Below are 15805 nucleotides of genomic sequence, written 5' to 3'. Positions count from 1 at the left end.
AGTATAATTATAATAAATTTTTTTCTACTTGTTTACTATATTTCTGTTCAGAAATAACTCCGTTTTCATATTTTTTCTGTAACTTATATAACTCTTTTCTATATAACATTCTTTTTACTCCTAAAGGTGTCATTTTTTCAAGAGTTAATAATAAAATATCGTCAATTAATATTTTAAAGTCCTCATTTGATAGCTTTAAAACTTCTATATCAAAATAATAAAATAAGAAATAGTACTTCCCTAAATTAATTTCATTAAATTTAAAAATGTAATCTCCCATTTTTGTCTCATCAACAGTATATGAAATACCTATTAAAGAGGCAAAATTTCTATTATAATTATGTTTTTTTTATTTCTAAAAGGATATCTTTTATTGTATTAAATTCAATTTTTATCATAATAAAGACTATCTAAACATTTCAAAAAAATCATCTCCATATTGCTTAATCCCATTCCACCACAAATGAACTTTAGTACTTCCTTCTAACCATCCTCTATGAATAAACCTATCAGTTTTATCAAAAGTATCATGAAACCACCTAATTGTTCTTCCATTTGAATTTACATATTTTGTAACTAAAAATAAGTACTATTTCCAAATTAGATTATATTTATTTTTCAACAAAAAACAAATAATTTTATTAATTTCCTTATTAAAAATCAGCTTTTCATTTCTATAGTTGTCTTCTACTTCAAGCATTAACCCAACCAAATTAATTGTACCCTTTTTTATATTTATTAAAGTGTAGAATTCAATATACCCTTCTCCCAAATTAATCCAATCATTTGACATAAATATTAACTTAATAATTGTAAATCTTTTTATAAATGAAAATTTATTTGATTTTAAAACCTTTACACGTCTTATCTCTTCAATTTCATCTGATGAATATTTACAACTTATATGTGAATTTATTAAAGCTAATATTGAATTTTTATTTTCCATTACAATATCATTTTATTAAGGTGAAACACTATTATATATAATTTCCCCAGCATTTGAACCAACCCAATAACCAGCTACTCCACCAACAAATCCTCCAATTACAGTTCCCCATGGTCCTACAAATGAACCGTAAAATGCTCCTGCAGCTGCACCTTCATAGGCTCCAGCCCAACCTCCAATTTCTTTTGTCAAAGCTAAACCTTTATTTTCAGCATTATAAACATTGTGAACAGACAAAATTGCAGTTAATGGAACAGCTGCACGACCACCATATTTAATTATCCGTGCTGGAAGTTTCCCTCCTCTTAAATTCCCACTTGGTTTCCACCAGTTTGAAGCGTATTGTTTTGCAGTATTTAATTGATCTGAAGAAGATTTCATTATCTCAGAAAAGGCCTTTCCAATGTCGGACAATTGTGCCCTAGTTGCTTGTTGTAAATGATATCTTGACATAGCATATTCTGCAGGATTTGTCATTTGTGAATAGATTTTAAGATTTCTATCAAAGTAATAATTCAATCTTGTACTTGCGTCGGTAGACATGTTTAATATATTACTCCATTGAGATGCCAAATAATTATTCCCACCACCTTGAAAACCACTATTCTGCCAACCATTTACACTTTGTACTTGGTTAAATTGTGGAACTCCAATGGTTTTTGCCTCTGGTTCTTTTCCAAATAGCCAATCACTTATATCATTACCTATTGAAGTTAAATTTCTATCAAACCATCCGTTTACGGATTTTAAATTATCTGTCAACCAATTTCCTGCATCTTTGAATCCATTACTTACATTATCATTAAAGAAATCTTTTATGCGCCATTTATCCCAGTTTGCTGCAAGGGTACTAATTGCTGATCCAAGAGCTGTTTGTTCCGTATTAGTCATCCCATCTTGATCAACTCCATCAACAGTCTGTTCCCCGCTAAAATCTACATATTTTAAAGGATTATTTAAAACATAGCTGTATCTGTTGTAATTTTGTGTGTTATATGGATCTTGTATATAATTATCAGGCTGTAAAAAACGGTGAACTATAGGGTCATACAATCTTCCGTTCATGTGTATAAGATTAACCCCTTGTAAATGTTCGTGCCCGGTGTATCCTCTTTCCAAAACAGTTAACTTATCTAAATCATTCCCATTTCCATCCTGAACTTTGATTATATTTCCCCAAGCATCAAAAATTCTTTTTTCTATAACATTTGCATTTTGATCAGTTATTGCAACAATACTATTTAAATAGTCTCTATGCAAATATAAATATTCTTGAGTTGTTCCGTCACTTTTTAATACAACAGGAGCAGAATATGCACTACCTCCTATATAAGTGATAAATTCTACTGTGCCATTTTGAATATTTTGTTTTATTTCCATGCTGCCATCAATAGAATAATGTTTTCTAAATGGTCGCAGTAATTTATCGGAGTCATTACTCCCATAATACATAGTAGAACGTCCATTATTCATATTATAGATAAAACTTAATTTGTCTTTCCCCTCCTCTATTATATCTATTGGGCTTTTAAAGGCGTTATATGTTACATTTAGATTATTTCTTGTTAAATAATAATCTAACGATTCACTATTCACATCTATAGACGTATTCTGATAGGGCTTCGAATTATCTGTATAATTATACGTTCCTATTTCATTTTGATCTATTCTTCCTAAAGTATCATACGTTTGGGAAGATGTTTTTACTTGAGACACTTTGACGTTATCTACAGTAAATATAATTGAAGAAGGTGTAGAAAAGTCATCTCCTGCTACAATTTTTAGATATATTTCTGAATACTGTGATACAGTATGTTGAAAAGAAAAAGCATTTTGACCAATATAAAATACTTCATTAGTATTTCCTGTTACGGGATCTCTTTCTATTATAGAATATTTTATATAATTGGATGTTAATTGTCCTCTAGGCACATTTAAAGATGCTTCTCCTTCGATTTTAAATATTTCCCCTATGTTAGCATTACTACTAATTAGTTTCTGTGTCCCTTCAAAATTAGCAGTTGTAGTTACACTTAATTTTGATGTAAAAATAGTAGTACTTAAACTTAAACTCACATCATTTGATGTTGGTAAAAATCCTTCAGTGGTTGTATCGAATGTAAAAGTACTCATCAAATCTTCTTTACTAGAGGTGATTAGCCTATCTAAATCGTCATAGGTAAAATTTTCTTCATATTCGAACATGCTATTGTAACGATTATTCAAATTGCCTCTTTCAGAATCAAATTCTGTATCTAAAGTTAATAAATTACTTAGCGAAACCCCATTAGAAATCCCATATTTGAATTGTGTAGGAAAACCGTATTGATCGTATGTGTTATTAACTTCTACATTATTCCCATAAAGTCCTTTTATAAGATGTCCTTTTGCATCAACTTTACTACTTTGCCAAAGAACTTGATTAGTTTCTGCACTATAATCAGTTCCGTTATCTAAAATTTGCCAATGAAAACCATTCTTATACGTATTTCTAACCCATCTGATAGAACTTTTATTGTCAGTAGTATTTACAGCAGCATATAGCTCTCTTTCTGGCCTTCCAAATGAATCAAAAAATGTAGCTCTTTGAAAATACGCATTAAAACCACTTTCATCTGAAAAATTTAATCTTTTATAATTATCATAACCAAATGAATACAATGTGTAAAATCCTCCTGTAAAATCATCAAACCTTGTATTTGTCAACAATTTTGTTGTTGAATTATAAGTATACGTAGTTTTTGTATTTGTGGGGTCACCATTTGACCCTATGATTGTTTTTTCAGTTAATTTTCCGAAGTCATCTAACACATAAGTTGTTTCTCCTTTTGGAGTAATCACTCTTGTGGTTTCACCAAATTCATTATATTCATAAATATATTCACCGGCACTAGGATCTATAAGTTTATTTCTTCTTCCCCATCCGTCCTGCTCTAGATTTAATGTTACATTTCCTAAAGTAGATTGCTTTAAATTACCATTTGCATAATGCTGATAATTAATTGTTCCTCCATTATCTGTCTTTGATACAATATATCCCGCAGAATTTTTTGTGATTGAAGAATTAGAAACACCATCACTGGTACTTGTTGTAAGACCATTGTATATAATAGTTGTTATCTTCCCGCCTGGTTCTGAAATCTTAATTGGTCTTTTATACAAATCATATTCTATTCCTGTATAAAGCCCGCTAAAGTCAGGTAATGCTAATTCTGGCTCATATTCTTTAACAATTTGATTATAAATATTATACTCATAAGATTTAAAAGATAAATTTGATTCCGAACTAGAGGCATCATTTATTGTTCTATAAGCTTCAATTATTTTTCTATCTGAATCATCATAATATGCCATGCTAAAAGAATCATCATCTCCAATTGCACTAACCATATAATAACCACTTTCAGCAATATTTAGCCATGAATAATTATAATTAGTCTCATTTCCTAGATAATCAGTCAGCTTAGTCATTTTCCCCCATTTATCATAAGTATAATAAGTAGTTAAAGGATATCCTGAGTTAGATGGCAATTCTTCTGATAAAAGTAAACCCGTAGAATTATCATAATTATAAGTTGTTATCAATCCTTCAAGATCCGTTGATGTCAATAAAAATCTTCCTGTAGAATCATAAGTATAATTATAAACTCTAGGTGTTAAACCTACCGCTGTAACAGTTTTTTCTTCTACATTACCAAAACTATCATAATTAAAATCTTCTGTAATATAATTTGTTAAATGCCCTTTCTTCTCAATTTTTGAAATTTGATTAAGGGGATTATAATGATATTTTATTTCACTTGTAAAGGTGTCTCCATTGTATGTTGATGAATAATTTTCATTATCAATTTTTCCAAGTACATAATATGGAGTTGTTTCTAAAGGTAAATAGTCAATAGTTGCTAATTCCTCTTTTTCTACTGTTGTTCCACTTTTATATAAAGTAGTTGCTGTTAAGAGATTATTGTATTGATCGTAAGTAGAATTAACTTCTTTTGAAGTATTATTCAATCCATTATAACTTATAGAACTATCATTTTTAATTTTATAGACTAAATTTGGTAATAATTCATCAGTATAAGTGTATATACTTTTTTGGATAAAACTTGTTGGAGAATAACTATTAAAATCAAAACCATTCGGAAATTCCCCTACAACACTATAACTTTCTCTGATGGCTCCCCTTTTATTCAAATCAAACTTTGTTACATTATTTATTTTTGTTTGATTTTCTTCGAACCAATCTGTATTTGCCATAGCCCTAAACCCCTGAAAACCTTTACCTTGAAAATTAGTAACAGCTCCAAAATATTTAAATTCTTTTGTTTTGAAGCTATTGAAACTTTCTTTTTCAATTTTAGAAACCAGCTTAAATTGAGTAGAAGTTAAAACATCAAAATTAGGAAAATCTTCTACATAGGCATTAGCTCCGTAATCAGTATCACAACTAAGATTATCCTCACATAAGGAGTTCAATGGTGAATAATATATTTTCTCTTTTACACCATTCCCAAGTGTTACATTTCTTAAAAGGATGTCTTCAGTATTACTTTTATTATACCTAAAGTTAAATATTGAACCGTTGGTAACAAAACTTAATTCTGAATTTGGATTCGCTTTATCATGATTTAAAACTACTGGAATTGCATATTGTTTTATCAAAGGTGTATAGTCTATATATGATGTTGCTCCAGAAACAAAACCATCTCCTGTATTTTTATGGTATTCTACACTTATTGCTCCATAATAATCATTGGCTCCATTATGCACTCTAACCATATCTGTTTTTCCATCACCATTAAAATCAAAAGGAATTAAATGTGAAAGGTCGACAGTGTTCCCACTACCAGGATATATTGCACTTTCGTAATAATAAAAGGAATACACTTCAGATGATTTTATAAATGAAATGCCATTTGACAAAAACTTAGAATAGTTTGTTCCATAATCATTTGGAATAATAAAATCTGTTTTCCCATCACCGTTGTAATCTCCTAACAAAATGGGTCTTGTAAGCGAAATATTTGAATTTGAATAATTTTTTAAAAGTATAAAGGTATTGTTTTCATTCAAAGTATATATTTTAACTCCACCTTCTTCAAAAATGAATAAATCAGATTTCTGATCTCCATTAAAATCTGCCACATATATTTGACTCAGATCTGTTATGCTTATATTACCAGAATAAGAAACTTGACCTGAGGTTAATCTTCTATCTAAATTTACAAAATAAGTTTTTCCTGCAGGGTAATTATAGGTATACGTTGAACAATAATTTTGATACTGAAAAGATACCCCTTTTTCTATCGCAATTAAATCAGACAACCCATCTCCATTAAAATCTCCATTTATGTATGTTTTAGGGATTTCATTTTCTATTGAAACCCATGTTGGATTAGGGTCGACTGGGTCTTCCGGGATAACAATATTAGAATCAGTATTATTTGTTTCTTTCAGTAAGCTTCCGCATGGGTACTTAAAATATGCAAAAACTGCTTTAGGAAAATCAAAATTAACGTTATATTGATAATAAATAGGATTGGTAGAGCCACTAGAATAACAATTAAAAGAAGTTGTAGCATTAGACTTTTTAATTATAACCCATCCTTGATCTGGCATTAATTTTCCATTTCCTCCATAAAGGCTCAGCCAATTTATAGGCATAATATCTATAAAAGAACCAACATTATGCTCTACTCCTATATTTAGCCCAGAAGTTGTAATATTATTAAAATAATAATATTTCTTTCTAGCATCAGTTCCCGCTGTAGGATATAAAATTATATCTTGATTCCCGTCACCATCAAAATCGCCAGTAATCGTTGAAGATGTCATATAATTAATATTACTCATGTTTAATGAAGTCCCATTTGGGTTCATCATTACTTGTTCTGATGTGTCATTATATCCAAAAACTGTCGGGTTTAAACTTTTCGAATTATCTCCTGTTTTTTCTGTTATTTTAACCAGTCTTTCATACCCTAAAGATGTTAAATTATGTTCTAAAACGTAATTTCTAAAACCTACGTTATTGGACTTAATTTTAACCTCACTTAATATTAGAGTTATTCTAACTTCCTCTCCATTTACATAAGCTTTTTCAACTCTGTTCCTATTTTTATATATGAACTCAATATCATTAATTTGAGCATTTGCCCCCTGTGCTCCATATTTTATTTTTTTTATAAACAACTTATTATCTTGATTATAATATTCATAATTAACTTTCACCTCAAGTGGATCAGTCATATAAGTTATTCCCCATTCTGACTTAGAATATGAGTTTGGAGTATTTCCGTAATAAGCTTTTGTTCCATCTGGAAATTCAACAATAAAATATTGTGGTCCATATGCTGTAGTCCCGTAAGACGTAATTTTTAAATTACTGTAATTTTCAGTTTGATACTCTACTCCATCACCCCCATAAACATCTCCTTGATTTTTCAATAATAGTCTTTGTCCGTCCAAAGCAAACCTATCTAATATGTCAAACTTAACTTCTCTATTAATACCATCGTGGTAAATTGTCGATGGAATTCTTGTTATAGATGATATACCATTAATATTCCAACCATAACCGGCAATATCATTACCTGATTGGCTATTATAACTGATTGATAATTTTGGCTCAATATTTCTTATTCCTGGAGGAACTAAAAATGGAATATCATATTTTGCTCCGCCACTTAGTGATACGGACAACTCTCCTTTGGTTACTCCGACTTCTTCAGAAGAACCTGTTGGCTGGATAGTTTCCGTATTCTGACTTTCAAGAACTTTATTAGTCGCCAAATTATTAGACTTCTCTAATTCAATACTTTCTCTTTTTATAGGAATTAAATCTTCAACAGGAATTCCTTTTCTTATATCTTCTTGGGAAAATAAAGCATTGATGCTTGTTATAAAGACGATTGTAAAAAATATTTTTTTCAAAGCTTATTTTTATTTTTTTATGATTGTTATCGAAGTATTCTCATTGTTGGAATAAATAATTAAAATGAAATAATTACCAACAGGATAATTGTTAAAAGAAATAATCTTTGAACTTTCAAGCTTACTACTTTCAATAGTATTTAGTAACTGTCCATTTGAAGAGAAGATCTTTATGCTTTTCACGTAATTATCCCCTAAAACTTTCCAATTTAAATAGAGTTGTTCTTTTACAGGATTAGGATAATACGATATTAAATCACCGGGATTAAATTTCAATAAATCATCGTCTTCTAAATCTGAAAATTCTTTAACATTTTCATTAGACTGTCTTGAGTCGTCACACCCTAGACATAAAGTCCTCAATATTTGATTCCCTGCTGAATCATATCCAAATCTAATTCTATCAGGATTTTGTGCGCTAACAGTGATTGACACCACAAAAAAAGTGAAAAATAAAATAAATCTCATAGTTTATAAATTTCCTGCAAAAGTATTTTATAAAACATTAGATTACAAATAAAATTTATTTTTTTCATAAAAAATCTATTTAATTATAATAAATAAAAAAAATAAAACATAATATAAAATTTTATGTAGAAAAAAATATATTTTGTTTAAAATGCTGCATTAGTTGTAGCAAAAAAATATTTCAAAAAAAATTGCTGCGAAAAGTGTAGCAAAATAATTTTATTTACTAATTTGCTCATACTATAATTCAAGTATACTATATGGTCAAAAATTCTATTAGCAGGACATTAGGAATTACTCAAATGGAACTGGCTCAACTACTTCATATTAGTCGTAGCCAATTATCTCTATATGAAATTGGCAAACGAGATTTACCCGTACAGGCTAAAATAAAACTAAGTGAAATGCTAAAGGCAGTCCATGATGCCTCTAAAAATACTTTGTCATTACATTCTGAAACCATAAATTCGGAAGACTACAAAAAAATAATCCATGAGCTATTGCTAGAGAACAAGAATAAACAGATTATAAATGAAAAGAAAATTCAACAAATACTCACTAAAGTAGCTAAAAATGAAGCTTTACTATATTTAATAGAATTTCTCAAAAAAGAAAAAGAGACTACTCAACCGGAGTTCATTACTATCTTAGAACACAAGAGTAAACAATTTAACCCTCGTAACACTTCTAAAATAATCCTAAAACTGAAATTAAAAATAGAAGCATTAAAACAAGAAGAGGAACAACTACTGAAAAAACTATTATAACGACACAAAACCTTGTCTTAGTATTACTTTAACCTAAGTTTAATTCTTTCTGTTAAACTTCATTTAAAGTGTGCATTTTCAATACATTATGGTATTTAAATTGTTTGTTATAAAACATAACTTAAAATATTATAAATTATGTATTCAGTAACAAACATAACAACAATTGCAGACTGCGATGTGTTGTTGACTATGGCTAAAAAGAAAAAGCTGATTTAACGTTCAAAAAACTTTCTGAAGAGCGCTTAGTAGCTAATTACAGTTCTACCGCTGTAGAAATTGATGCAATCTTACAAGGTGTGATTGCTGAAATTGACGCTGTAATTACCGTTTTAGCAGTACTTCCTGAAGGAACCACGAAAGAGTCCGAGGAAAAACGAAAAGTGCGTCTGGAGTATAAAAAGTTTTTACTTGAAAACCGCAAAGAAAGTTATGGAGCTGTCGCTTTATTAGAAAAAGAATTAGATCTTGAACGAGTGATAAAACAACTTGATGAAATAGATGTTTTTATTGCTGCTGTAACGGCACATAAAGCTATGTTATAAAAAAGTAAAAACTAAAAAAACCGTTCCGATAACGGAACGGTTTTTTACTTTTATTTTGAATTGGATTACCCTCCGAAGTCGTCGAAACGAACATTTTCTTTTGGCACACCCCAATCGTCACACATTTTTACAACTGCGTTGTTCATCATTGGTGGTCCACAGAAATAGAATTCGATATCTTCCGGCGATTCATGTAATTTCAAATGGTTGTCGATAACTACATTGTGAATGAATCCTACGAAACCGTCTCCTTCTCCGTTTGGTCCGTCTTTAACTTTCCAATTATCTTCCGGTAACGGTTCAGATAATGCAATATGGAATTTAAAGTTAGGAAAATCTTTCTCTAAAGCTCTGAAGTGATCTACATAGAATAATTCACGTTTAGAACGTCCACCGTACCAATAGGTAACTTTTCTTCCTGTTTTAACTGTACGGAACAAATGGTATAAATGAGAACGCATTGGCGCCATACCTGCACCACCACCGATGTACACCATTTCAGCATCAGACTCGTTGATGAAAAATTCACCATAAGGACCAGAAACGGTTACAGGGTCACCTGGTTTTCTTGAGAAAATATATGAAGATGCAATTCCCGGATTTACTTTCATCCATCCGTTGATATTTCTATCCCATGGCGGAGTAGCGACACGTACATTTAACATAATTTTACGACCTTCTGCAGGGTAAGAAGCCATTGAATAGGCTCTTTCTACACTCTCCGTATTTTTCATAATTAAAGGCCATAGTCCGAATTTATCCCATTCTAATTGGAATTTATCCGGTTCTCCCGGGTGTTCAATCGGGTGAGCTGAAATGTCAATATCAGTATATTTGATTTCACATGGCGGAATCTCAATTTGGATATATCCTCCCGGTTCGTAGTGCATATCATCTGGTAATTCTACTACGAATTCTTTGATAAATGATGCTACGTTGTAGTTAGAGTGAACTTTAGCTTGGAATTTTTTGATACCGAAAATTTCTTCCGGTACTTCAATTACCATATCTCCTTTTACTTTCACTTGACATCCTAAACGCCATCCTTCTGCAAGCTCCCTTCTGTTAAAATGAGGTGTTTCTGTTGGCAATGCTTCACCACCACCTGAAAGGACTTTACATTTACATTGGATACAAGTTCCACCACCACCGCAAGCTGATGGTAAGAAAATTTTTGACCCTCCTAAAGTAGATAAAAGAGAAGCTCCTGAACCTACTTCAATTTCGTTTTCTTTATTAATTGTAATTTTTACTGGTCCTGAAGGAACTAATTTTGCTTTTGCAAACAAAATAACAGCAACCAAAACCAATAATAAAACTAAAAATGCGATTACGGTTGTTGTAATTAATCCCGCAGTACTTACTTCTAATGCTATCATAATTAATTTTGTGCTATTTCAGTTAATGAATCTTTTACAGTTTCTACAACAGTAGAATCCGGAGTCACTTCAACAGGTAATTCTTCTTTAACCGGAGCAACGTTTTCTACTACCTCCTTTTTAGGAGCTTCGTCACCACCTGTTAACATACCACCAAAAGACATGAACCCGATAGCCATTAATCCGGTTAAGATAAATGTAATACCTAATCCACGGAATGCCGGCGGAACGTTTGAATATCTGATTTTTTCACGAATAGCAGCGATAGCTAAAATTGCTAAAAACCATCCGATACCTGAACCAACTCCATAAACAGTTGCTTCTACAATGTTCCCGAATTCTCTTTGTTGCATGAATAGTGAACCTCCTAAGATAGCACAGTTTACAGCAATCAACGGTAAGAAGATACCTAAAGAGTTATATAAAGCAGGTGCAAATTTTTCAACAATCATTTCTACTAACTGTACCATTGTAGCAATTGTAGCAATAAATAAAATGAAAGTTAAGAAGCTTAAATCGTATTCTGCATATTCTTCTCCTAACCAAGCTAAAGCTCCCGGACGAAGTAAATATTGATCTAATAAATAGTTTAATGGTACCGTTACTAACATAACGAAGATTACCGCAGCACCAAGACCTACAGCAGTAGATACTTTTTTAGAAACCGCTAAGTAAGAACACATTCCTAAGAATGTAGCGAATACCATATTATCAATAAAAATTGACTTTAAAAATAATTGTAATAATTCCATTTCTTAGTGTGTTTCTTCAATTAAACTTTTGTTTCTAGAACGTTGGAATCCAATAATCAATCCTAATGTAATTAAGGCCATTGGCGCTAACAACATGAAACCGTTATTTTCGTATCCAATTGCATATAAACCAGTTTTATCAACTGGATTACCTAACACTTCAAATCCGAATAATTTTCCGGAACCTAATAATTCACGGAAAAATCCAACTGTAATCAAAATCAATCCGTAACCGGCACCGTTACCAATACCATCTAGGAATGATTTCCAAGGTGTGTTTCCCAAAGCGAAAGCCTCAAAACGTCCCATGATAATACAGTTAGTAATAATCAATCCTACGAATACTGATAATTTTTTCGCTAAATCCGGAACATAAGCTTTTAACGTTAAATCCACAATAATTACCAAAGCCGCAGCAACTACTAACTGAGTAATAATACGAATTGAATTAGGAATAATATTACGCATTAATGAAATAACCATATTACCCATAGCGGTAACGAAAATTACCGACAAAGCCATGATGATAGAAGCTTTCAATTCGGCAGTAATCGCTAATGCAGAACAAATACCTAATACTTGAACTGTAATAGGGTTATTATCAAACAAAGGATCCTTTACAAGCCCTAAATTCTTTTTGGAGAACAATGGCTCTTTTTCTGTTTTTTGTGTATCTGCCATAGTTTATTTTTTTAAAGTTTCAAAATAAGGTAAGTACAGGCTAATTCCTTTTTTCAACATAGCACTTACCCCATTACTTGTAATAGTAGCACCAGAAATTGCATCCACTTCATTATCTGTCTTATCTTCATTGTTAGGGTCAGCGTTAGATTTAGAAGTAGTTACTGCTTTATAGTTTCCTTCTTTATCGTAGATCATTTCACCTTTGAAATCATCTTTAAAGAATGGCTCAGTAATATTAGCTCCTAATCCCGGAGTTTCTCCTTTGTGATCGAAGAATACACCATTGATTGACTTTAAATCATCATTCAAGGCTACATAACCCCAAATAGCATCCCATAAACCATTTCCTCTTACCGGAATGATATAAATGGTTTTACCATCTTTCTCACTAACAAACATTGGTAAACGTTGTGTTTTACCTGCTTTTGCAGCATCTTGTTCTTTTTTTACATCAATTAAGTAAGCTTCAGGATTTTCAGTAGCGGTTGTCCCTTCAATCACATATTGCTTTTTAATATACTGTGTAAACATTTCGGTAGCATTAGCACGAGTTGCTTCTACACCGATAGAACTTAAAATATCTATTTGCGTTTTAACTTTATCGTTGTTATCACGCATTTCTTTCGTTGCATTTGCAAAGAATGCCAACAACGAACCTACTACTACTACTAATATTACAGCAAATACTAGAGTATATACGTTTGAATCTGTACGTTTTGTTGACATAAATTAAGCAGTTTTAAGTTTTAAACGTTTCATTCTTCTCTTCACGTTTGCCTGAACTACATAATGATCGATAGTTGGAGCAAATACATTCATTAATAAGATTGCCATCATTACTCCTTCCGGGAATGCAGGGTTGAAAACTCTAATTAAGATTGAGAACAATCCAATTAAGAATCCGTAGATCAATTTACCTGTATTCGTTTGAGAAGCCGTTACCGGATCAGTAGCCATATATACAATACCAAAAGCGATACCTCCAACTAATAAATGTTGGTACCATGGGAAAGCCATTAAGCTATAGAATTTGGTTCCTTCTAAAATTACTCCAGAACTTACTAAACCGTTAAAAATTAATCCCATTACAGCAGCACCTACAACAGCTGAAATCATAATACGAGCACTACCGATACCCGCTAAGATCAATAACAATCCTCCGAATATAATCAATACAGTAGATGTTTCACCTACAGAACCTGGAATCAACCCCATGAACATATCGTAAGCCGAATGATGTAATTCTTTATTTTGAGCCAATTGACCTAAAATAGTTTCACCTGAAATAGCATCTACGCCATTTGCTTTTTTAACACCGTCAACCACTCCGTGAACCCAAACTTTATCTCCAGACATCCAAGCTGCCCAGTTGAAGAATAAAAAGGCACGAATTGTTAATGCCGGATTAAGGACATTCATACCCGTACCACCGAATAATTCTTTACCAATGATTACCCCAAATGCAACGGCAACCGCTAACATCCATAAAGGCAAATCAATAGGAACAATAAGCGGCACAAGCATACCTGTTACCAAGTATCCTTCTTCTACTTCATGTTTTTTTACCGTAGCGAAAATAAATTCGATCCCTAAACCTACACCATAAGAAACGATTAATAAAGGAAGAATTTTTTGTAAACCAACGATGAAATTATCTAAACTCAAGAAAGCTGTACTTTCAAAACCATTGATTTGACCGTTCATTTGATAACCGGCATTAAACATACCAAATAGCAATACCGGAACCATAGCCATGATAACCGTGTTCATCACACGCTTTAAATCGGCTGCATCTCTAACATGCGCACCAGAGTGCGTTGTAATGTTAGGCATATAAAGAAAAGTATGCAAAGCATTGAACGATTGTTCAAATTTAGTACCGCTGTACTTTTCTTTTAAATTATGTAAATTTTGTTTTAAACTCATTTTTAGTGATATTAAATTTCTTTAGAGATTAACCAACTTCTTTAATCATTAAATCCAAACCTTGTCTCACTATTCTTTGATGATCTTGTTTAGAAACATCAACAAATTCAGTTAAAGCGAAATCTTCAGGAGCTACTTCATAGATTCCTAAAGCCTCCATTTGATCGATATCTTTAACTAAAATTGCTTTTAATAGCTGCATTGGATAAATATCTAAAGGACAAACTTTCTCATATTCACCAGTTAATACAAATCCTCTGTGTTCTCCATTCGTATTTGTATTTAAATCATATTTCTTGTTTGGTGTTAAAAACGAGAACATTCCAGCTCTGTAAACACTAAATTTATTAGGGCGTGGTAAATTCCAACCAAAGAAATCATAATCATCACCTTCCGGAATAGCTGTAACTTGATTGTGATAAAATCCTAAGAAATCTTCTTTTGATTTTTTATCTCCTGTCAACACATTACCGCTAATTACACGGTACGTATTTCCTTTCAAATTTCCGTTAACTAAATCTGCCATCTGAGAACCTGCTATAGCTTTCACATAAGAAGGATTCTCAAAACCTGTTCCTGTTAAAGCAACCGTTCTTTCAAAATTAACTTTACCTGTTAAGAACAATTCTCCGATGATTGCTACATCTTCGATTTGAACTACCCAAGCACGTTCTCCTTTATTTAATGGATCAATTATTGCTATTTGAGTTGAAACTAACCCAACCGGATGTTTCCCTGAACCTTTGTGAACTTCTAATCCTTCTACTGTAGGAATAAAGTCAGCTTGGGAAGTTACTGTTAAGTGAACTTTTCCTGAAGTTAGTTTTTTAAGAGCCGTAAAACCAGCAGCCAATGCTTCTTTTTTATCCGCTAAAACAAAATTCAAATCTCCCGCTAATGGAGCAGAATTAATACCAGACACAAAAATAGCTTTTGGAGTTTCAGCCGAATTCGCAATTACGTCATAAGGACGTTGTTTTACAAATGGCCAGCATCCAGAAGCTAACAACATTTCTTTTACTTGATTACCATCTAAATCCTTAGGGTTTTTCTTACTATGCTCCACTGAGACATCTTGAGAATCGGCAGCGATTTTAACAGCTAAAATAACTCTTTTTTCGCCTCTTACAATCTCTTGAATCGTCCCGCTAACCGGTGATACAAACTTTACAGCTTCATCATTTTTTGAGTAAAAAATGACTTCACCTGCTTTCACCTTAGCTCCTTCTTTCACAACCATTTTTGGGGTTACACCATGAAAATCAGAAGGTTTGATAGCATAGACTTTCGAGCGGGTAGTTGCTGTAACGTTTTTTTCAGCTTCACCCTTCAACTTAAGGTCTAAACCTTTTTTAATTCGAATGTCTTTTGACATGTTATTGAAGATATGGTTAGTACTATATTT

Annotated in this window: 12 protein-coding genes; 2 read left to right on the top strand and 10 right to left on the bottom strand. The window is 31.8% G+C overall.

The genetic code is table 11. The annotated features are described in order from the left end of the window. Positions 1–7 precede the first annotated feature (7 nt). The 4 genes from ACUSJC_RS10025 to ACUSJC_RS10010 form a co-directional block, all read right to left on the bottom strand. Positions 8–280 (bottom strand): hypothetical protein, encoded by a 273-nt coding sequence (locus ACUSJC_RS10025; RefSeq protein ID WP_449269438.1) that lies wholly within the window; start codon positions 278–280, stop codon positions 8–10. A gap of 309 nt (positions 281–589) precedes the next feature. Further along, positions 590–946: a hypothetical protein gene (locus ACUSJC_RS10020; protein ID WP_449269437.1), complete on the bottom strand. Its 357-nt coding sequence runs from the start codon at positions 944–946 to the stop codon at positions 590–592. Between the two features lie 15 nt (positions 947–961). Beyond that, positions 962–7879: an FG-GAP-like repeat-containing protein gene (locus ACUSJC_RS10015; protein ID WP_449269436.1), complete on the bottom strand. Its 6918-nt coding sequence runs from the start codon at positions 7877–7879 to the stop codon at positions 962–964. 9 nt (positions 7880–7888) lie between these two features. After that, the gene (locus ACUSJC_RS10010; protein ID WP_449269435.1) at positions 7889–8314 is read right to left on the bottom strand and encodes a T9SS type A sorting domain-containing protein; all 426 of its coding nucleotides are present in this window, start codon (positions 8312–8314) and stop codon (positions 7889–7891) included. Positions 8315–8607: 293 nt separating this feature from the next. Between ACUSJC_RS10010 and ACUSJC_RS10005 the strand changes: the two genes are divergently transcribed. Both ACUSJC_RS10005 and ACUSJC_RS10000 read left to right on the top strand, forming a co-directional pair. Then, the gene (locus ACUSJC_RS10005) at positions 8608–9114 is read left to right on the top strand and encodes a helix-turn-helix domain-containing protein (protein WP_449269434.1); all 507 of its coding nucleotides are present in this window, start codon (positions 8608–8610) and stop codon (positions 9112–9114) included. Between the two features lie 299 nt (positions 9115–9413). Continuing rightward, positions 9414–9659 carry a hypothetical protein gene (locus tag ACUSJC_RS10000; RefSeq protein ID WP_449269433.1) on the top strand — a complete coding sequence of 82 codons (246 nt, stop codon included), beginning with the start codon at positions 9414–9416 and terminating at the stop codon, positions 9657–9659. 65 nt (positions 9660–9724) lie between these two features. Here the strand turns inward: ACUSJC_RS10000 and nqrF are convergent, their stop codons facing one another. The 6 genes from nqrF to ACUSJC_RS09970 are packed head-to-tail and all read right to left on the bottom strand — an operon-like array spanning position 9725 to position 15775. After that, entirely contained in the window at positions 9725–11038 is a 1314-nt protein-coding gene (gene nqrF, locus ACUSJC_RS09995; RefSeq protein ID WP_449269432.1) for an NADH:ubiquinone reductase (Na(+)-transporting) subunit F, read from the bottom strand. A gap of 2 nt (positions 11039–11040) precedes the next feature. Beyond that, entirely contained in the window at positions 11041–11790 is a 750-nt protein-coding gene (gene nqrE / locus ACUSJC_RS09990; protein ID WP_449269431.1) for an NADH:ubiquinone reductase (Na(+)-transporting) subunit E, read from the bottom strand. 3 nt (positions 11791–11793) lie between these two features. Continuing rightward, positions 11794–12471, bottom strand: a complete 678-nt coding sequence (locus ACUSJC_RS09985; RefSeq protein WP_449269430.1) for an NADH:ubiquinone reductase (Na(+)-transporting) subunit D — start codon at positions 12469–12471, stop codon at positions 11794–11796. Between the two features lie 3 nt (positions 12472–12474). Next, positions 12475–13200 carry an NADH:ubiquinone reductase (Na(+)-transporting) subunit C gene (nqrC, locus tag ACUSJC_RS09980; protein ID WP_449269429.1) on the bottom strand — a complete coding sequence of 242 codons (726 nt, stop codon included), beginning with the start codon at positions 13198–13200 and terminating at the stop codon, positions 12475–12477. 3 nt (positions 13201–13203) lie between these two features. Beyond that, positions 13204–14400 (bottom strand): NADH:ubiquinone reductase (Na(+)-transporting) subunit B, encoded by a 1197-nt coding sequence (locus tag ACUSJC_RS09975; protein ID WP_449269428.1) that lies wholly within the window; start codon positions 14398–14400, stop codon positions 13204–13206. Positions 14401–14428: 28 nt separating this feature from the next. Next, on the bottom strand, positions 14429–15775 hold the full coding sequence (locus ACUSJC_RS09970) for a Na(+)-translocating NADH-quinone reductase subunit A (RefSeq protein WP_449269427.1): 1347 nt from the start codon (positions 15773–15775) through the stop codon (positions 14429–14431). Positions 15776–15805 lie beyond the last annotated feature (30 nt).

The organism is Flavobacterium sp. U410 (genome assembly GCF_053570605.1).
Note: the sequence above shows the minus strand (reverse complement) of the source record. Positions and strands in the feature narration are given on the sequence as shown.

Coding starts and splice junctions, on each gene's coding strand:
- ACUSJC_RS10020 (WP_449269437.1), bottom strand. CDS start 946: ATGGAAAATAAAAATTCAATATTAGCTTTAATAAATTCACATATAAGT.
- ACUSJC_RS10005 (WP_449269434.1), top strand. CDS start 8,608: ATGGTCAAAAATTCTATTAGCAGGACATTAGGAATTACTCAAATGGAA.
- ACUSJC_RS09985 (WP_449269430.1), bottom strand. CDS start 12,471: ATGGCAGATACACAAAAAACAGAAAAAGAGCCATTGTTCTCCAAAAAG.
- ACUSJC_RS09975 (WP_449269428.1), bottom strand. CDS start 14,400: ATGAGTTTAAAACAAAATTTACATAATTTAAAAGAAAAGTACAGCGGT.
- nqrE (WP_449269431.1), bottom strand. CDS start 11,790: ATGGAATTATTACAATTATTTTTAAAGTCAATTTTTATTGATAATATG.
- ACUSJC_RS09970 (WP_449269427.1), bottom strand. CDS start 15,775: ATGTCAAAAGACATTCGAATTAAAAAAGGTTTAGACCTTAAGTTGAAG.
- nqrF (WP_449269432.1), bottom strand. CDS start 11,038: ATGATAGCATTAGAAGTAAGTACTGCGGGATTAATTACAACAACCGTA.
- ACUSJC_RS10025 (WP_449269438.1), bottom strand. CDS start 280: ATGGGAGATTACATTTTTAAATTTAATGAAATTAATTTAGGGAAGTAC.
- nqrC (WP_449269429.1), bottom strand. CDS start 13,200: ATGTCAACAAAACGTACAGATTCAAACGTATATACTCTAGTATTTGCT.